The 18,200-nt window shown below is 56.8% G+C and carries 20 protein-coding genes and 1 tRNA gene; 10 read left to right on the top strand and 11 right to left on the bottom strand.

Going from position 1 to position 18,200, the window contains the following annotated elements; translation table 11 throughout:
* Window positions 1-2 precede the first annotated feature (2 nt).
* Genes WC370_09440 through WC370_09450 form a run of 3 tightly spaced genes read left to right on the top strand, consistent with a single transcriptional unit; the run spans window position 3 to window position 2,530 of the window.
* A complete protein-coding gene (locus WC370_09440) occupies window positions 3-1,391 on the top strand; it encodes a glycine--tRNA ligase (protein ID MFA5309689.1) in 1,389 nt (462 codons plus the stop codon).
* A 52-nt stretch (window positions 1,392-1,443) separates the two neighbouring features.
* Window positions 1,444-1,821 (top strand): hypothetical protein, encoded by a 378-nt coding sequence (locus WC370_09445; GenBank protein MFA5309690.1) that lies wholly within the window; start codon window positions 1,444-1,446, stop codon window positions 1,819-1,821.
* A 13-nt stretch (window positions 1,822-1,834) separates the two neighbouring features.
* A complete protein-coding gene (locus tag WC370_09450) occupies window positions 1,835-2,530 on the top strand; it encodes an HAD family hydrolase (GenBank protein ID MFA5309691.1) in 696 nt (231 codons plus the stop codon).
* Window positions 2,531-2,540: 10 nt separating this feature from the next.
* Here the strand turns inward: WC370_09450 and WC370_09455 are convergent, their stop codons facing one another.
* The gene (locus WC370_09455; GenBank protein ID MFA5309692.1) at window positions 2,541-3,338 is read right to left on the bottom strand and encodes a type II CAAX endopeptidase family protein; all 798 of its coding nucleotides are present in this window, start codon (window positions 3,336-3,338) and stop codon (window positions 2,541-2,543) included.
* A 77-nt stretch (window positions 3,339-3,415) separates the two neighbouring features.
* Here WC370_09455 and WC370_09460 point away from each other — a divergent pair, with 77 nt between their 5' ends.
* The gene (locus tag WC370_09460; GenBank protein ID MFA5309693.1) at window positions 3,416-4,666 is read left to right on the top strand and encodes an exonuclease SbcCD subunit D; all 1,251 of its coding nucleotides are present in this window, start codon (window positions 3,416-3,418) and stop codon (window positions 4,664-4,666) included.
* Window positions 4,667-4,698: 32 nt separating this feature from the next.
* Here the strand turns inward: WC370_09460 and WC370_09465 are convergent, their stop codons facing one another.
* Window positions 4,699-5,892, bottom strand: coding sequence for an MFS transporter (locus WC370_09465; GenBank protein MFA5309694.1), 1,194 nt, complete (start codon window positions 5,890-5,892; stop codon window positions 4,699-4,701).
* Window positions 5,893-6,166: 274 nt separating this feature from the next.
* Between WC370_09465 and WC370_09470 the strand changes: the two genes are divergently transcribed.
* A complete protein-coding gene (locus WC370_09470) occupies window positions 6,167-6,664 on the top strand; it encodes a PadR family transcriptional regulator (GenBank protein MFA5309695.1) in 498 nt (165 codons plus the stop codon).
* A gap of 20 nt (window positions 6,665-6,684) precedes the next feature.
* Here WC370_09470 and WC370_09475 read toward each other — a convergent pair.
* Window positions 6,685-6,756, bottom strand: a tRNA-Thr gene (locus WC370_09475).
* 302 nt (window positions 6,757-7,058) lie between these two features.
* On the opposite strand from WC370_09475, the gene WC370_09480 reads away from it, so the two are divergent.
* Window positions 7,059-7,496, top strand: a complete 438-nt coding sequence (locus tag WC370_09480; protein ID MFA5309696.1) for a response regulator — start codon at window positions 7,059-7,061, stop codon at window positions 7,494-7,496.
* On the opposite strand, the gene WC370_09485 is transcribed toward WC370_09480, so the two are convergent.
* The 3 genes from WC370_09485 to WC370_09495 form a co-directional block, all read right to left on the bottom strand.
* The gene (locus WC370_09485; GenBank protein MFA5309697.1) at window positions 7,493-7,687 is read right to left on the bottom strand and encodes a DUF951 domain-containing protein; all 195 of its coding nucleotides are present in this window, start codon (window positions 7,685-7,687) and stop codon (window positions 7,493-7,495) included. The genes WC370_09480 and WC370_09485 overlap by 4 nt on opposite strands.
* Before the next feature lie 5 nt (window positions 7,688-7,692).
* Window positions 7,693-8,502: an orotidine-5'-phosphate decarboxylase gene (gene pyrF, locus WC370_09490; GenBank protein ID MFA5309698.1), complete on the bottom strand. Its 810-nt coding sequence runs from the start codon at window positions 8,500-8,502 to the stop codon at window positions 7,693-7,695.
* A gap of 79 nt (window positions 8,503-8,581) precedes the next feature.
* Window positions 8,582-8,860: a hypothetical protein gene (locus WC370_09495; GenBank protein MFA5309699.1), complete on the bottom strand. Its 279-nt coding sequence runs from the start codon at window positions 8,858-8,860 to the stop codon at window positions 8,582-8,584.
* Between the two features lie 471 nt (window positions 8,861-9,331).
* Here WC370_09495 and WC370_09500 point away from each other — a divergent pair, with 471 nt between their 5' ends.
* Together WC370_09500 and WC370_09505 are read left to right on the top strand one after the other, a co-directional pair.
* Window positions 9,332-10,474: an ATP-dependent 6-phosphofructokinase gene (locus WC370_09500; protein MFA5309700.1), complete on the top strand. Its 1,143-nt coding sequence runs from the start codon at window positions 9,332-9,334 to the stop codon at window positions 10,472-10,474.
* A complete protein-coding gene (locus WC370_09505; protein MFA5309701.1) occupies window positions 10,449-11,732 on the top strand; it encodes a class II fructose-bisphosphate aldolase in 1,284 nt (427 codons plus the stop codon). The genes WC370_09500 and WC370_09505 overlap by 26 nt, the downstream gene beginning before the upstream one ends.
* Window positions 11,733-11,830: 98 nt before the next feature.
* Here WC370_09505 and WC370_09510 read toward each other — a convergent pair whose 3' ends face one another.
* Entirely contained in the window at window positions 11,831-11,971 is a 141-nt protein-coding gene (locus WC370_09510; protein ID MFA5309702.1) for a DUF5679 domain-containing protein, read from the bottom strand.
* Between the two features lie 285 nt (window positions 11,972-12,256).
* Between WC370_09510 and argC the strand changes: the two genes are divergently transcribed.
* Both argC and WC370_09520 read left to right on the top strand, forming a co-directional pair.
* On the top strand, window positions 12,257-13,204 hold the full coding sequence (gene argC, locus WC370_09515) for an N-acetyl-gamma-glutamyl-phosphate reductase (protein ID MFA5309703.1): 948 nt from the start codon (window positions 12,257-12,259) through the stop codon (window positions 13,202-13,204).
* 127 nt (window positions 13,205-13,331) lie between these two features.
* Window positions 13,332-13,658, top strand: coding sequence for a hypothetical protein (locus WC370_09520; protein MFA5309704.1), 327 nt, complete (start codon window positions 13,332-13,334; stop codon window positions 13,656-13,658).
* 56 nt (window positions 13,659-13,714) lie between these two features.
* On the opposite strand, the gene WC370_09525 is transcribed toward WC370_09520, so the two are convergent.
* From WC370_09525 to WC370_09540, 4 genes are read right to left on the bottom strand one after another with little or no spacing between them, the layout of a single operon-like run.
* Window positions 13,715-14,605 carry an aminotransferase class IV gene (locus WC370_09525; protein ID MFA5309705.1) on the bottom strand — a complete coding sequence of 297 codons (891 nt, stop codon included), beginning with the start codon at window positions 14,603-14,605 and terminating at the stop codon, window positions 13,715-13,717.
* Between the two features lie 53 nt (window positions 14,606-14,658).
* Window positions 14,659-15,234 carry an aminodeoxychorismate/anthranilate synthase component II gene (locus WC370_09530; GenBank protein MFA5309706.1) on the bottom strand — a complete coding sequence of 192 codons (576 nt, stop codon included), beginning with the start codon at window positions 15,232-15,234 and terminating at the stop codon, window positions 14,659-14,661.
* A complete protein-coding gene (gene pabB / locus WC370_09535) occupies window positions 15,231-16,670 on the bottom strand; it encodes an aminodeoxychorismate synthase component I (protein MFA5309707.1) in 1,440 nt (479 codons plus the stop codon). Before pabB ends, WC370_09530 begins: the two co-directional genes overlap by 4 nt.
* Window positions 16,671-16,685: 15 nt before the next feature.
* A complete protein-coding gene (locus WC370_09540) occupies window positions 16,686-17,870 on the bottom strand; it encodes a PLP-dependent aminotransferase family protein (GenBank protein MFA5309708.1) in 1,185 nt (394 codons plus the stop codon).
* Window positions 17,871-18,200 lie beyond the last annotated feature (330 nt).

Consider the following 18,200-nt stretch of genomic DNA (forward strand, 5'->3'; position numbering starts at 1 on the left):
AAATGTCAGACAACACGGCAGGCAAATTGACGCTGGATAAACTCGTTTCCCTGTGCCAGCGGCGCGGTTTTATCTTCCCCAGCAGCGATATTTACGGGGGGCTTTCCGGCTGCTGGGACTACGGGCCTATCGGGGTGGAGCTGAAACGTAATGTTAAGGCCGCCTGGTGGCGCGCCATCGTCCAGGAGCGGGATGATATAGTGGGGTTGGACTCCAGCATCCTGATGAACCCCAGGGTCTGGGAGGCCAGCGGGCACGTGAACAACTTCTCCGACCCCCTGGTGGAGTGCAGGGACTGCCACCGCCGGTGGAAGGCGGACGACCTCAAGGAGCACAAGTGCCCCACCTGCGGCGGCACTTTGACCGAGGAGCGCATGTTCAATACCATGTTCAAGACCTTCGCGGGGCCGGTGGAAGAAGACGCCGCCGTGGTCTATTTGCGCCCGGAGACCGCCCAGGGCATGTTCGTCAACTTCCAGAACGTGCTCAATACCGGCCGCAAGCGTTTGCCCTTCGGCATCGCCCAGCAGGGCAAGGCGTTCCGCAATGAAATCACCACCGGCAACTTCATTTTCCGCAGTCGCGAATTCGAGATAATGGAGTTCGAGTTTTTTATAAAACCCGGGACGCAGGACAAATGGTTCGATTACTGGGTCAACCAGCGTTTTGAATGGTATCAGAAATTGGGTATCAAAAAAGAATATTTGAAGCTGCACCACAAGCAAAAAGAGGGTTTAGCCCACTATGCCATCGCCGGCACGGATATCGAGTTCAATTTTCCGATGGGGTGGGGGGAATTGGAGGGCATTGCCAGCCGGAGTGATTATGACCTGACCCAGCATGCCAGTGCCAGTGGCAAGTCCATGGAGTACTTCGACGATGAGACTAAAGAGCACTTTGTGCCTTACGTCGTCGAACCATCCGTGGGCGTGGACCGCGCCATACTGACTTTCCTGTGCGCTGCCTACGATGAGGAACCGGACAAGGATGAAATCCGGGTGGTCTTTCATTTCCACCCGGACATCGCGCCGATAAAGGCGGCGATTTTACCCTTGAGCCGCAAGGAAAACCTGGCGGTTTTCGCTAAAGACGTTTACGGCACGCTGCGGCCGGCCTTTGCCACCCAGTACGACGATACGCAGAGCATCGGGCGGCGTTACCGCCGGCAGGACGAGCTGGGTACCCCCTATTGCGTCACCATCGACTTTCAGAGCCTGGAGGACAACATGGCGACAATCCGGGACCGCGACAGCATGAACCAGATACGCGTTCCCATCGCCACTTTAAAGAATACCCTGCTGGCCAAGCTGGGCGGGGAGGACTTCCTCAAGGTGCCGGAGGGTGGTAATATCATCGTAAAGAAGCAGGGCGGCGCCCAGGTTGACGGCTAATGCCTGAGACACCAGCGCCCCGCCCGCGCCACCTCCGCCAGGGAGCGCGACCTTGAACCCCGGTCTGATGAGAGCCGTGATCGTGGTCAGCGCGGCCCTGGTATGCTATTCCATCGGCGTAATTACCGAGCAGCGAAAAGCCGCGATAATCAAGTCCGTGCTTGTTTTCCTGACGCTCGGGGTGGTGCTGGATATCACCTCCACGATATTGATGATAGTGTATGCCAGGAACACGCCCCTGACCGTCCACGGCATCCTGGGCTACACGGCTTTGCTGGCCATGCTTACCGATGCCGTACTGGTCTGGCGGCACCGGCGGAAAAACGGCGGCGGCCGGGTGCCGCATAAGCTGCACATTTATACGCGCATCGCTTACGGGTGGTGGGTTATCGCCTATATCGCCGGGGCGGTTATTGCCGGTGTAATGTGAGGGGAGTAACACCGTGAAATACAAGGCCGTGATTTTCGACCTATTCGGGACGCTGGTGGATATTTATTCCCAGCCGGACTACCACAGCGTGCTGCGGGAGATGATGACGCTGCTTAAAGCACCGGAAGACGGCTTTATGCGGCTGTGGCACGAGACGTCGGAAAGACGCACCAGCGGCGGCTTCAAGACGCTGGAGGAAAACCTGGAATACATTTGCCGCGAGCTAAATCTGGTCCCCACCGCCTTTCAAATCGATATGGCAAAATGGGTGAGGTTCGACTACGTTTCCCTGGTCCTGACACCGCGGGAAGATGCCATCGAAACGCTCTCCCGTCTGAAAGAGGACGGCTACAAAATAGGGCTGGTGAGCAACTGCTCGGCGGAGCCGCCGGTTATCTGGCCGCAGACGACCTTGGCGCCGTTCTTCGACGCTACCGTTTTTTCCAGCACGGCGGGCATCTGCAAACCGGACCCGCGCATCTACCTGCTGGCGACCGAACAGCTGAAGGTAAAGCCGGAGGAATGCCGGTACATCGGGGACGGGGACAGCGGGGAACTGACGGGCGCCGCCGGGGTGGGGATGCACCCCGTCCTGATCCAGGTACCCCATGAGGACAGCGCATACGCGTTACGGACCAATGCCAAAATAGATGAATATCCGTGCCCTAAAATCACGTCGCTGCGGGAAGTCCTGGATTTACTGGAATAACGGCGCGGTCTCAGATATTCCAGTTCATCGCCAGGGAAAGCGTGGCGATAAAGTTCACCAGCGCGTGCATGATAAAGGCGCTCCAGATAGACCCGGTCTTGTGCCGCACCGTGCCGATAGCCACCCCCAGCACGAATATCCAGCCGATGCTGAACAGCGAGTACTGGAGAGCGTGCATCAGGGCCCAGGCCAGCGCCGTCAAGGCTACCGCGCCCGCCGCGCCTAAAGGAGACTGGCGGAAACCGGCGAACAGGAAACCGCGGAAAAACGCTTCCTCGAACAGCGGGGCGAAAACGACCACGGCAATCCAGAACAGCGGCGGCCAGATACTGGTATTATAAACATCGGCGACGATGCCCCCGCCCGAGGAATAGCCCAGCCACCAGGCCAGGCCGTCGAAGACGGCAATCAGGCCGATAACCGTCACCACCGAGACCAGGATGCTCTTCAGGCTCAGGCTGTTCACACCCAGGTATTCCTGGACATCAGCGCGGCGGCGCGCCCTGATGAACAGCAGGATAAGGCCCGTACCAAGAATCCCCGAGGCGATGGTGGCAATGGACTGCAACAGGCCCAGCCGGGCATTCAGGGCGTCCATCACCCGGTCCACGATATCCTGAGTGTTCAGGCTCTGGTCCAGCTCCGGCATGGACAGAGCGATGCCGGCCACCAATATCACCAGCAACTGCACCACGAAGAACACCAGCAACACCGCCGCCCCCAGCCCGACCGTCGCCCAAAAACCCCAATAGCGCTTTTGGGGAGCGGCAGCGGGCGTTGGCGGGAGCAGTACCGGCGCATCAGTCATATTGATTAATGATATAGTGTCAATAGCAATAATTCAAATACCGTCCGGCGTTGAAGGAATGCCAGCCGCGGGTTATAATGGCTAACAGCGGCGGTAATATGAAAATCATCCATTTCGCGGACTTACACCTGGGCATGGAAAACTACGGGCATATCGACCCAGCCACCGGACTGTCCTCCCGCCTCAAGGACTTCCTGGCATCATTCGACGAGCTGGTGGAGTACGCCCTGGCGGAGAGGGTCGATTTAGTCCTTTTCTGCGGGGACGCCTACAAGACGCGCGAGCCCACCCAGACCCAGCAGCGGGAGTTCGCCCGGCGCATCAACCGGCTGGCTACCGCCGGGATACCGGTATTCCTGCTTACCGGCAACCACGACCTGCCCAACGCGGTGGGGCGCGCCACCGCCACCGAGATATTCGATACGCTGGCGGTGCAAAACGTGCACGTGGCCAGCCAGCCGGAGGTCTTCAAGATTACCACCCCCGGCGGGACGGTACAGATTGCGGCCATCCCGTGGCTGCGGCGCAGCGCCCTGCTGGCCCGCGAGGACGTCAAGAACCTGAACCTGGCGCAGGTAAACGCCATGATGCAGGACGCGCTGACCAGGGTTATCGCGGGGAAGGCCGGGGAGCTGGATGCATCCTTACCAGCGATACTGGCGGCGCACGTACTGGTGGGAGATGCCAGGGTGGGGCGGGGCTCGGAAAGCCTGATGGCCATCGGGCAGGAGCCGGCCGTCCTCTTAAGCAATATCGCCCTGCCGGCTTTCGACTACGTAGCCCTGGGGCATATCCATAAGCGGCAGGTGCTGGCGGAAAAGCCGCCGGTGGTCTATGCCGGGAGCCTGGAGCGGGTGGACTTCGGGGAGGAGAACGACGAAAAGGGGTTTTACGTGGTGGAGATACAGCCCGGCACGCCGCGGCAGGTGACCTACAGCTTCCACCCGGTTAAAGCGCGGCGCTTTTTAACGGTCAGCGTGGCCCTGGAGGCGGAAGAAATAAACCCCACGGCGGCCGTGCTCAAGGCCATCGACAGCCAGAAAGAACAGGCCCGGGACGCCATCGTCCGGGTGAATATACAGCTACCGGCGTCACTCGAAGGACAACTGCGCAATAGTGAAATCAAGGAAGCACTGCAGGAGACACACAGCTTCACCATCGCCCGGGAAATACAGCGCGAGGACCGGCGGCGCCTGGGCAGCCGGCCGGCCAGGGACATTACCCCGCTGGACGCCCTGAAAGCCTACCTGGAAGTGCAGCAGACATCCCCGGAACGCCGGCAGGTGCTGCTGGAATACGGGGAAAAGCTGATAGAGTCACAGGAATAAAAAGGGCGGGTTCTTCACCCGCCCTAAGTTTTTTATACCTTATTCGGCTCTTTGGCGTCCCAGAAGAAGAAGGACGTTACTACTGATACCGCGGTGACGGCGATGGCGGAAAACAGGAAAACCTGCTCGTAGGTGTAGTGGTTGGGGACTAGCCAACCGTAAACGGGGGCAAAAATCGCCCCGGTGTATTGCATCGTAAAATAGTAGATGCCATAGATGGTGGCGCGGTTCTTGGAAGGCGTCTGGCCCATGATAAAGACCTCGGTGACGGGCATGCGGATAGCGTTGTTAACGCCCATGATAAAGAGCAGCAGGAAAAACCAGAAATTGATGGCCGTTGACGCCCTGACCCAGAAGATCAGCAGGCCGCTAAGGATACCAGTGGCGACGATGATCTTAACGGAACCGATGCGATCCGAAATCCAGCCGCCGATGACGGTACCGCCGACGATAGCGGGGAGAAACGATACAGACATGATCCAGGTGACACTGGTATCAGTGGCGCCAAGTTTATCGACAATGTACAAACTCATTAACGCCTGGACAGACATGCCGGCGCCGCCGCCGACGACCATCTGGATAAGGTAAGCCCAGAGTCGCCGTTTGTAGCCGGGCTGGGGAGGCTTTTCTTCAGTGAGTTTTTTCTTGGCAACGTTGACATGAGTCAGGCCGCCGCGCTTGGTTAAGTAGATGTAAAAAATAATACCGAAGATAGCGGTGGGAATGGAGAGGATGATAAAGGGGCCGTGAAAACCCTGCGAAGGCCAGAGCCACATAATACCGCCGGCGATAAGCGGAGCAACAAAGAAGCTGGCATTACCACCGACCAGATGAAAGCCAAGGGCGCGACCGCGTTTCTCCGGCTCCACGGCGGAGAGAATCATGGGGGTGGAAGCGGGGTGATAGCCAGCGGTCATCAAGCCCATGACGACGAGAAATACCAGGAACATGCTATAGGAATGGGAAAGGCCGGTGAGCATACCGCCGATAGCCACGCCCAGAGTGCCGATGGTGAGGAGAATGGTGGGTCCGATTTTGTCCACGAGGCGACCGGCGGGGATATTACCCGCGCCGCTTGAGAAAGCGTAGGACGTGGTGACCATCGTGGCCTGGAAGTTGTTCAAGCCGAAAGCAGTCCGGATGGAGGGTAAAAGAGGTCCGGGCAGCGCGGTCAGCAAGTGGTGCCCGAAGTGCGCCATGACGAACCATGGCAGAGACTGCTTCATGAAAGAATGCTGTTTGGGCGTTCCGTCAGGGTTGGTGAGGTCAGTCGGTTTGGTAATCGGAGTATCCTTTCAAGGCTGTCTGCCGCACGAATGCGGATATCATGGTATACTACTAAAATCTTACCTGAATTTTACAGCGTACCTGACAGCGAGGTTTACTTTGGATACATTATAAATGTTTAACAAAATAAAAACAATTCAGTTCAGGTATTTATTGACAAACGGATAATGATATGTTACGATATATCGTAATAGAGGCTCAGGAGATGAGAATATGATGCACCGACCGTTTTTTCACTTCGAACGCCAGTCGCGGCTTTTTGAGAAAGGCGACCTCAAGTACGTCATCCTGAACCTGCTGAAAGAAAAACCGAGCCACGGTTATGAAATTATCCGAGCCATGGAGGAGCTTTTCCACGGCTTTTACACCCCCAGCGCCGGCAGCGTTTACCCCACCCTACAGATGCTGGAGGACATGAGCTATGTCACCGCATCCGAGCGGGACGGCAAAAAAGTTTATACCATCACGGAAGAGGGCAAGAAGTTCCTCACGGAGCAGCAGGAAGTGGTGGATAAAATAGAATGCCAGATGAAAGACTGGTGGGGGCCGCGCAACATCGGGGACTTCCACGATACCATACAGGAGCTGCACCGGCTGGGGCACCTGGTCAGCCGCAAGGCGCACGTTTTAGCCCCGGAGAAATGGGCCGATATCAAGGAAACGATTACCCGCACCTGCCGCGAGGTTGAAGACATCCTGGGGAAAAGCTAGGCAGCCGCCAAAATAACCGGAGCCAGCGAAGGGATTCGAACCCCCGACCCGCGCTTTACGAAAGCGCCGCTCTACCACTGAGCTACGCTGGCTTGCTCAATAACCGCCACTACCGCCCCACCGTTTCATTTTAGCATAGCATTATGCATCTTGCCTTGACAAGCGATTTGTACTATTTATGAGCCCTATCCAGCTATTCTATAATCATACGGATTTATCTGTATTATTTGTATATTTTGTCCAATATTGTCAGTTAGGACTTTTTTTATAGCTTTATTTATTATGCCACTTGACACTTTTCTTGACATTTGGATTATTCAGTAGTATTATTATATTTACTCATTTGGCAAGGTCATGTTCTATTTAACGTGACAAAACAAAGAAAGTGCCTGCTATGGTGAAGAAACACGGAACACTTACGATACTGATTATCGAAGACGACCCAGACATCCAGAACTTCACCGCGCGCGTCCTGGAACTCGAAGGCTACCACGTTATCAAGGCCAGCGACGGACGGGCAGGGCTGCAAATCGTAAGAGATAACCCCATTTCCCTGGTGCTGCTGGACCTGCGCCTGCCGGAACTCGACGGCTGGGCAGTGCTGCGGGAGATGAAACAGGACGCGGAACTGGCACGCATCCCCGTGTTAGTGCTTACGGCCATCGCAGAGCCGACGCAGCGCCGCCGCACCATGAATATGGGCGCCGCCCAATACCTGGTAAAACCGCTCAGCGTCAACAGCCTGAGCAAGATAATCGCGGGGATATTGAACCAGAAAAGCACCGCCGCCCATCCCCCCAGCTATGATAAAGTAGTGAACACCAAGCTCTAGCCGCCACCCCGGGAGACGAACTCCCTGACCCGCCGCTCAAAATCGCTCCGCCGCAGCAAAACGCGGCGCTCACATTTGAGACACTTGATCCCGATATCCGCCCCCACCCGCACCACCCGCCAATCGTAGCCGCCGCAGGGATGGACTTTTCTGAGCTTAACAACATCGCCGGTATGTATTTCCAGCACCATAAAGGCTAAGCACCCAGGTATTCGTTAATCTTGTCCCGCAGCGCCCCGGCTTCACGTTTGGCGGCCGCGGCGAAGTCCCGCCCGCTGGAGGCATATAAAACCTGCCGCGACACGTTGATGACGGTCTTTTCCCGCCCGGCGTCCACGCCACAGGCCACCACCTGCCCGAGCTCCCCACCCTGCGCGCCCACGCCGGGTATCAGCAGCGGCATTTCCGGGTAACGGTCCCTGATGAGCTTCAATTCTTCCGGATAGGTGGCGCCCACCACCAGCCCCAGGTTGCCGTTTTTATTCCACTCCTGCACTTTTTCAGCGACGATTTCAAAAAGCATCTGGTGGCCGCGGGCCGTTTTGACCGGCAGCGACTGCAAGTCCTCCGCGCTTTTATTGGAGGTGCGGCAGAGAACAAAGACGCCGCGGTCGCGGAAGCGCAGGAAAGGCTCCAGGGAATCGTAGCCGAGGTAGGGGCTGACGGTAGCGGCGTCGAAGTTAAAACGCTCGAAAAGGCTGCGGGCATAGGCCCGGGCGGTGTTGCCGATATCGCCGCGCTTGGCGTCGATAATAACCGGGATTTCCGCGGGGATGTACTCCCGCGTGCGGTAAAGCGCTTCCAGTCCCTTGTTGCCCTCCGCTTCATAGAAGGCTATATTGGGCTTGTAGGCGCAAACAAGGTCGGCGGTGGCGTCGATAATGGCTTTATTGAACTCAAATAACCCTATTTTCTCCGGCATCAGGGCCGGGTCAGGGTCCAGCCCCACGCAGAGCAGGCTCCTGTTTTTTTTGCCGGCCAGCGCCAGCTTCTCCAAGAAATTCATGATTCCTTCCCCTCCCCGCCTACCGTCCCGCCGCCGCTAAAAGGGTACAGTTGCCCCAGGCAAAGCAAGCGCGTCCGGTTTAAATTTCCGTTTTCAGGCCGGGGGCGTCCATCTGGGCGGTGCGGGCTTCCGGGGGCAGCATGTTAGCCAGGATTTTTTCCAAGGCCATGGTGTGGCTGCAAAGGCCCCATTTAGAGAAAAAACTACAGGTGCAGTGCCATTTTTCGTTTTTGAAGATGACATCATAATCACTGTTTTCACCGCGGAATTTCACGGTCAATTCTTTGAAGGTAACCCGGTCTGTTTCCTGAGCGTACCGCTTGGCTTTTTCTATCTTCCCTATCAGACTAGATTGCATGGACGTTACCTCCTTTAACATTAAGAGCACTGACCTAATGAGACCAGTGCTCTACTTTTTCCACATGTTTTGACCGTATTATGTCATGCAAGTTTTGCTTCATTATCAGTCCTTCATAAGCCATTAAATTTTACTCCCTTTTGGCGGATAAGTCCAGCGGTTTTTCCTCCGGTACAGGGCAGGAATTCTGGCAAAACGAGCATATCTTAAAGCAATTATTTATATGCCCACCCCACGGCACTCCCGCGCGATAGTCCGACCAGTCCCGATTCCCCGGGCATACGGGGGTGACCGGTACTTTGGAGACCGGATTGGCTAACCGGCGACCTTCAATTCCGTATTTACCAGCCGTCCCTGAGCAGTCTCCGTTACAGACACCCTTGCCGCCAGGTAAAATTTCTTCTATGCTTAAGGTATAATTCCCCCTTTGACAGTTGAGGAAACTGCTCTTATAATTTGAGTTGAGATATCATGAAGAAAAGCCGTATAGGGGTGCTGACGGGCGGAGGCGATTGCGCCGGGCTTAATCCCGCCCTGAAATGGGTGGTAAAAACCGCCATGGACGAACGCCTGGAATGGGAAAGGGGCGTGCGCTACGAGGTGCTGGGCATCAGGGACGGGTGGAAAAGCCTGGCAAACTTCGACAGCGATACCCTGGAGTCCGGCGGCAACATCATGCCGCTTAACCCGGACATAGTCAGGACATGGGACCGCTACGGCGGCACCATGCTGGGCACCTCCCGCTTTTCCCCCTATGACCCCAAACACGAGCGTTCCAAGCAGGTCATCGAGAATATAGAGCGGCTGGGGCTGGAGGCCGTTATCGCCATCGGCGGGGACGGGACTTTAGCCATCGCCAGCCGTTTAGCCAAGGAAGGCGTCAACATCATCGGCATACCCAAGACCATAGACCGGGACCTGCCGGAAACGGACTATACCCTGGGTTTCGAGACCGCGCTTAACGTCATCGTGGAAGAGGTGGACCGCCTGCGTACCACCGCCGGCTCCCACAAGCGCATCTTCGTGGTGGAAACGATGGGCAGGACGGCCGGCTGGCTGGCGCTGGAAGGCGGCGAAGCCTGCGGCGCTTACATTATCCTGATTCCGGAATACGATTTTTCCCTGGAAAAAGTAAACGACCTGGTGATGGACGGGAAAAGGTCCGGCTCGCGGTATGAAATCATCCTGGCGGCCGAGGGGGCCAAGACCATCGGCGGCACGGAGGTAGTGACCAAGGAAGGCATGGACAGCTTCGGGCACAAAGCGCTGGGGGGCATCGGCGAGGTACTGGCCCAGGGGATTCAATCCGGCACGGGGCTGGAGACCCGCAGCGTGGTACTGAGCCATCTACAGCGCGGCGGCGCCCCCTGCGCCTACGACCGCCGCATGGGACGCTACTTCGGCATCGCGGCGGTGGACTTAATCGTCTGCCAGCACTACAACCAGATGGTCTGCCTGAAAAACGGCGATATTTCCTCCGTCCCGCTGGACAACATCTACGGCAAGCTCAACCTGGTGGACCCCACCATACAATACGACGCCGACCGGTACAACGGACGGCGCACTATTCTGAACAATGGAGGCAACAATGCATGCCCAACCGATAAACAGTAAAAACATCGACGCTGCAGTGGAGCAGGCCGTCTTTTCCCCGGATGCCGCCACCAGGACGGAAAGCTACCGCCTGATTAAAGAAGCGGCCCTCAAAGCCGGCGCTTATCCCGCCAGCATACAGTCGCTCTACGACGCCGCCGGGCAGGGTAAATATAAAGGCATTACCGTGCCCGCCATCAATATCCGCATGCTGACCTATGACACGGCCCAAGCGGTCTTCCGGGCGGCACTGAAAAACAAGGCGGGCGCTTTCACTTTCGAGATAGCGCGCTCCGAGATAGGCTACACCAAGCAGAGCCCGGCGGAATACGCCGCCTGCGTCCTGGCGGCCGCGGTGAAGACCGGCTTCAAAGGCCCCGTCTTCATCCAGGGCGACCATTACCAGGTACGGCGGGCCATGTACCGGGAAAACCCGGAAGGCGAGCTGAACGATATTAAGAAGCTCATCAAGGACTCCATAGACGCCGGGTTCTACAACATAGATATAGACGCTTCAACGCTGGTGGACATTTCCAAGGACGACCTGATGGAGCAGCAGGAGAAAAACTCCCGGGTGACGGCGGAAATGACCAAATACATCCGCAGCATCGAGCCCAGGGGCGTTACTGTGTCCGTGGGCGGGGAAATAGGGGAAATAGGCAAGGGCAACAGCACGGTGGAAGACCTGCGGGCTTTCATGGACGGCTACCTCAAGCAGCTGCCCAAAGGCGCCAAAGGGATATCCAAAATCAGCGTGCAGACCGGCACCACCCACGGCGGCGTGGCCCTGCCGGACGGCAGCATCGCCAAGGTCAAGATAGCCTTCGAGACCCTTAAAGCCATCTCCGAGGCAGCGCGGGAGGAATACGGGATGGGCGGGGCGGTACAGCACGGCGCCTCCACCCTGCCGGACGAGGCCTTCGACATGTTTCCGAAGGTGGAGACAGTGGAAGTACACTTGGCCACGGGCTTCCAGAACATCGTTTACGATAGCCCGAGCTTCCCCAAAGATATGACGGAACAGATACACCGCTACCTGGAAACCCACTGCGCCAGCGAACGCAAAGAGGGCGATACCCAGGAGCAGTTCTACTACAATACCCGCAAGAAAGCCTTCGGGGATTTCAAGGAACAGCTCTGGCACATGCCGGCGGCCAGCCTCAAAGCCATCATGGCAGAGCTGGAAGAACGCTTCGCGCTGATGTTCCACAAGCTAAACGCCGTCAATACGGAGGAGCTGGTGGGCAAATACATCAGCCCCCTGCCCGCCGCCAAATAACCCGCACCATAACCACAGGCAATAAAAAAGGCTGGACGCTCCCGGTGGGAAACCATCCAGCCTTATTTATATCTAAAATCCGTTGGTCTTAATCGACTTTATTTCTTGCCGATTCTGAACATTTTCGTGCCGCAGGTCGGGCATACACCCTGGGTAGCCGGCTTGCCGTTTTTCATGGTGATGGATTTAGCATTGCTCATCTCTTTTTTGGCTCGGCACTTCACACAATATGCTTGCATGATTCCTCCTTCCTTGAAGCTATTTGCTATAAACAATAAACCATTGGCAGTCTCATGTCAAGTGCGGCCCACGCTCAAATAATATTTATTTAGGCACAAAATACGTTTATTTGTAGCTAATTACGTTCAAAACCCGGCTATTGACAGCTTCAAAGCGTCATGCTAAGATTTGCCGCCAACATTATGTCATGTCCAATCGGTTTTCCCCTAGCGGCCAGCTACCGCCGGTAAAACGTTTATGCTATACTTATTATGGTAAATCAGTAAGGCGTACGAAAAGACAGCATGAAAAAAACGGTATTCGTCGACGGGCAGCACGGCACCACCGGCCTGAAAATACGCGAGCGCCTGCACGGGCGCAGCGATATCGAGGTAATCGAGATACCGGAAGATAAACGCAAGGATGCGGCGGCCAAACAAAAGCTGATAAACGAGGCGGACATAGTTTTCCTGTGTCTGCCGGACGACGCCGCCCGCGAGTCCGCCGGACTGGTGAAAAACAGCGCCGTGTGCGTCATCGACGGCTCTACCGCCCACCGCGTCACGGAGGGCTGGGCGTACGGGCTGCCGGAGCTCAAGAAAGACCAGCGGGCGCGGATAAAAAAGTCCAAACGAATCGCCGTACCGGGCTGCCACGCCACCGGCTTCGTACTGATGCTTTACCCGCTGGTGGCCAAGGGCATCGTGGCGGCGGACTACCCCGTGTCCTGCCACGCGGTGGCGGGATACAGCGGCGGAGGCAAGGCCATGATTACCGACTACGATAACGCGAACGCGCCGGACTACATTAAAAACCCACGCCCCTACGCGCTGGCTTTGAACCATAAACATATCCCGGAAATGACCAAATACGCCGGGCTGGCGCGGCCGCCCGTTTTCGCGCCGACGGTGGTCAACGTATATAACGGGGAAATCATCTCCATACCGCTGGTACCGGAGCGGCTGGCAAAGCGTATGACCGCCGGGGAAATCAGGGAAACGCTGGCGGAGCACTATGCCGGGGAGAAGTTCGTTAAGGTGATGCCCTACCCGGCGGACGAATACCTGAAAAACGGTTTCCTGACCTTTACGGATAACAACGGCACCAACAACCTGGAGATATTCGTCTTCGGGGGGGAGGACAGGGTACTGCTTTCCGCCCGCTATGACAACCTGGGCAAAGGGGCTTCCGGGGCGGCGGTACAGAATATGAACCTGGTTTTAGGAGTGGCGGAGGATACGGGATTGGTGTGATGGGGATTAAGAAACAAGAAACAAGATATGCCGATTACATGCGGCATCCCGTATGAGGAAAGGAATCGGGACAATAACCAAACTGGATTTATTGGTGTTTGTATCCTGGTTATTGGGAATTTAGGCTATGAGTAAATACACGCACTTAGAGTTGAACCGCGATATACCGGCCCCATCCGGCTACTACACCATGGAAAAAGAGGTGCGGCTGCCGTATCAAGGGCGGGAAATCCTCTATGTCCTGAGCAACGCCGTAATAGAGTCGTCCTGCTGCGGGACGGGCGACTTCTGCTCCGCTTTAGTGCCCGGCTACGTTACCGGGTGGCGGGTGGGGAAAAATAAAGACGGTTTTCCCGTTTCCGAGGTGGAACCCATCAGCGACGAGCCCACCCGCGACACCATCCGCCAGATTATCAAAGAAAGCGAACATATAACCAGGACGGACTTCTGGTAGAATAAATCCTAAGCACTAAGCTCTAAATCCTAAACCCCCTCCCCGCCGTTTAGAGTTTAGATATTGGGATTTAGAATTTCTTTTTCAACCTTCTTCCGGTAGGCCGCCGCCAGCTTGAGCGTTATTTCCCCCGGTTTACCATCTCCGATAACGATGTCCCGGCCGCTTTCATCCCTGACCGAGACCACCGGCATGACCTCAATGAGGGCGTTGGTCATAAAGGCTTCCCGGCACTTGCGGAACACGCCGATGCCTACGGTGCCTTCGGTGACTTTAAGGCCCAGGCCGTCCGCCAAATCCATCACCACCTCCCGGGTGACCCCCGGTATGATGCCGCTGCCGACCGAAGGCGTGACCAGCCCCCCCTCCCGGACAAAAAAGATATTGCTGCCGCCGCCCTCGGCGATATACCCCTCATCATTCAGCAGCACCGTTTCGTCCAGGCCCTGGGCGGCGGTCTCCATCCGGGCGATAACGTTCAAGAGGTAGTTAATCGACTTCATGCTGCTGACCACCGACTGGCCGAGTCGTCTCAAAGAGGCGATACCCACTTTAAAGCCCTGGGCGTACTTTTCCGGGGTGAAGGGGGTGTAGGGCAAAGCGGTAACGATAACGTTGGGCGGCCCGGAGGCGTCCACCCAGGGCAAAGCCGGACTTTCCCCGTTAGTTACGGTCAGGCGCACGCGGGCTTCCTGAAGCTTATTGGCTTGCAGCGTGTCCAGGCAGGCTTTTTCCAGGTCAAGGCCGGCCAGCTTCTGCCGCAGCCCGATGACCTCCGCGGCGGCGTAGAGCCGCTCCAGGTGGCGTTCGAGGAGGAAGAGCCGTCCGCGATAAGCACGCGCCGTCTGGAAAAGCCCGTAGCCGTAAAGCAGACCGTGGTCGGCGACGGATATTTTGGCCCCGGCGGCCGGTACGAGTTTACCGTTAAGATAGACTATTTCAGCCATGAGATGCCTCCATACCCTGATAAAATCAAATCTTTACCTAAAGTTTTTTTATTTTACTGCTTTATAGCTATATTCAGAAAATTACGTAATATTTCATGTCCATCCGGCGTCATGATGGACTCCGGGTGGAACTGAACGCCCTCCACCGCGTGGCGGCGGTCACGCACGGCCATGATTACACCGTCATCCGTCCGGGCGGAGATTTCCAGCGCGGCGGGCACGGATTCCGCGTCTATCACCAGGGAGTGATAGCGCCCCACGGTGATGGGGGAGGGGAGGCCGTGAAAGATGGTGGCGCCGTCGTGGCGGACGATGGACTCTTTACCGTGCATCGGCAAAGAAGCACGCTTGATGAGACCGCCGTAAACATAGCCGATGCACTGATGGCCGAGGCAAACGCCCAGTATGGGAATCTTGCCGCGGAAACGGCGGACTACGTCGTTAGAGATACCGGCTTCCAGCGGGGTGCAAGGCCCCGGCGAAATGATGATGTGGCTGGGCGACAGAGCCTCTACCTGTTCCAAAGTCAGAGCGTCATTGCGGTAAGCGGCCGGCTCTTGCCCCAGCTCCCCCAGGTACTGCACCAGGTTGTAAGTAAAAGAGTCGTAGTTATCTATCACCAGTATCACGATATTATCTCCACCGCGCCGCCCGGCGAGAGGTTCAGCGCCTGTATCATCGCTTTCCCCTTGTCCAGCGTCTCGATATACTCCGCTTCCGGCTGCGAATCGTAAACGATAGCGCCGCCAACCTGGAACCAGGCCTGGTTATTTTTCACGACGATGGTGCGGATGACGATATTCAAGTCCATGTCCCCGTTAAAGCCGATATAGCCCAGCGACCCGGTATAAACGCCGCGGCGGGTAGGCTCCAACTCGTCGATGATTTCCATAGAGCGCACCTTGGGGGCGCCGGTTATCGAGCCGCCGGGGAAGGTGGCCTTGAGTAAATCCACGATGCCCGTCCCCTCCCGCAGCCGCCCCACCACGGTGGAGGTGAGGTGGAAAACGGTGGGGAAGGTCTCCAGCACGGCCAGCTCCGTGACCTTGACCGTACCGTAGCGGCAGACCCGGCCGATGTCATTGCGCTCCAGGTCCACAATCATGATATTTTCCGCGCGGTCTTTTTTGCTGGCCAGCAGGCTATCCGCCAGCGCTTTATCTTCCTCCGGCGTCCGGCCACGGGGCTTGGTGCCTTTAATGGGGCGCGTTTCCACCCGGTCCCCCCGCAGCTTGAGAAAGCGCTCCGGGGAAGCGCCGACGATGCCGACGCCTTCAAAGTTGAAATAGCCGGCGAAGGGCGCCGGGTTAATACGGCGGAGTCGGCGGTAAAGCTCGTAAGGTTCGATATTCGTCGCAACTTCAAAGCGCTGCGAGAGGTTGACCTGAAAGATATCCCCGGCGCAGATGTACTCGCGGGCTTTGGCTACGGCCGCCAGGTAGGCCTCATGGGAGAAGTTGGCCTTGAGCACCAGCTTGCCGCCGGAGGCGGCTTCCCGTAACGGGGCGGGGGGCGGGGCTAAAGCGACCAGATTCCTTAACTCGTCCAGCCGGGCTTGCGCTCTCTTTTGCCTTTTGGCCGCATCCAGCTCCGGGAAACCGGTGGAAATCAAATAGGTCCTGTTTTCCAAATGGTCGAAGGCGATGACGGCATCGTAGAACCCCAGATAACATTCCGGGAGATTAAGGTCATCCACGGCGGCGGAGGGGAGCTTTTCAATAAAGTGGCACAAATCGTAGCTGAAATAGCCTACCGCGCCGCCGGTAAAGGGGATAGCCGCGGCGCTTTTTCCCAGGCGATAGCACGCCAGCAACCCGCCGAGCACGTCAAAGGGATTGCCCTTTATCTTTTCTTCCGCCCCGCCCCGGACAAGGGTGATATCATCGCCCCGGCTGCGCATTACCAGAAAGGGGTCGGCGCCCATGAAGGAATAGCGGCCCAGCCCGGACGGGTCCATGCCGCTGTCCAGCCAGAAGCTGTGGTGGCGGGGGGCTAAAGCTTCAAAGCACCAGGCGGCGTCCGGCGCCATGAATATCTCTGCAACAAGGGGAAAATCCTGCGTCATGCGCTACCCGCTTTTTCAGCGCCCGAGCAAAGTTTTAATGGCCTTGCCCAGCCGCTCGATGCCCGTATTAATCATGGCCTCATCCATGCAGGAGAAGTTCAACCGCATGGTATCGGTCTCCCGGCGGTTAATATAAAAGGGGTCGCCGGGGACAAAAATCACCTTATCCTTGACGGCGATGTCCAGCAGCTTACGGGTGGAGGCGTTTTCCGGCAGCGTCGCCCAGAGGAACATGCCCCCCTGCGGACAGGTATGGCTTACCTCCGGCGGGAAATACGTCCCGATACTTTGCAGCATGGCCTGAAGCTGCCGGCCGTAGTGCTCCCGGATAATACCGATATGCTTTTCAATATCATTGTCCTGGAGGTACTGGTAGACCAAGCACTGCACGAAATAGCTGGTATGCAGGTCAGCCGCCTGCTTGGCGATGATGAGCTTTTCCATGATGTTATCCGGGGCGACAATCCAGCCCAGGCGGAAACCCGGGGCGATTATCTTGGAAAACGAACCCAGCAGGATGGTGTTTTGCGGCAGGAGCAGCTTGAAAGACGGCAGATCCTGCCCCTCATAACGGAGGTCGCCGTAGGGGTCGTCCTCAATTATCAAGGTGCTGGTGCCGTCAACCAGCTCCGCCACCACGCGGCGGTTCGAGCCCGAATACGAGATACCAGAGGGGTTCTGGAAGTTGGGGACGGTGTACATCAGCTTGGGCTTGACCGCTCCCATCACCCGTTTCAACTCCTTAACGTCCATGCCGTCCTCGGTAAGGGGGACGGGGTCGAATTTAGGTTTATACAGGGAAAATGCCTGGATGCCTCCCAGATAGCCAGGCTCCTCGATAACCAGGTCGTCGCCTTCATTGAGCAGGCTTTTGCCCAGGATGTCCAGCCCTTGCTGGGAGCCGGTGGTAATCATGATTTGCTCCACCGGTATTTCCAGGCCTTTTTTATCCCGGTAGCGTTTGGCGATGATTTCCCGCAGTCCCTGATAGCCTTCCGAGTCCGCATACTGCAGGACATCATTGCCGAAGACATCGAAAACCTTAGCGGCGGCCTCCTTCAGCGCGGCGACGGGGAAAAGGTCGCGGTTGGGCAGGCCGCCGGCGAAGGATATATAGGAATGGTCAAGGGCTACTTTAAGTATTTCCCGGATGAATGACCGCGGCACATCGGCAATACGGTCGGAGAAGATGTTGCTCATAAAACCTCTTTGCGATACAGTCGATTTAGTCTTTAGCGAACCAATACGCGCTCAAGCAGCAATATACCGTGCAAAAATAATCTAACATACCGACCCGATAAAGTCCATTTGATTTACCGTTGAAAAAAGCCCGGTGCGGATGACTCCGTTTGCATTTAATGGTGGCGCGAGCCTCACCATTCCTACCTCACCGTTTTACCTCACCCCTTGCCCCCTTGTATGTTTGAAAGATGGTAATATAAGCTTTAAAGGCACGGCAGACCGATTCCCCCTTGGTTTAATAAAACCGTTGGAGAGCGAGGGTCGCCGTGCCTGGACTTCCATTAGCCC

Source organism: Dehalococcoidales bacterium (assembly GCA_041652735.1).
Classification (GTDB): Bacteria; Chloroflexota; Dehalococcoidia; order Dehalococcoidales; family RBG-16-60-22; genus RBG-13-51-18.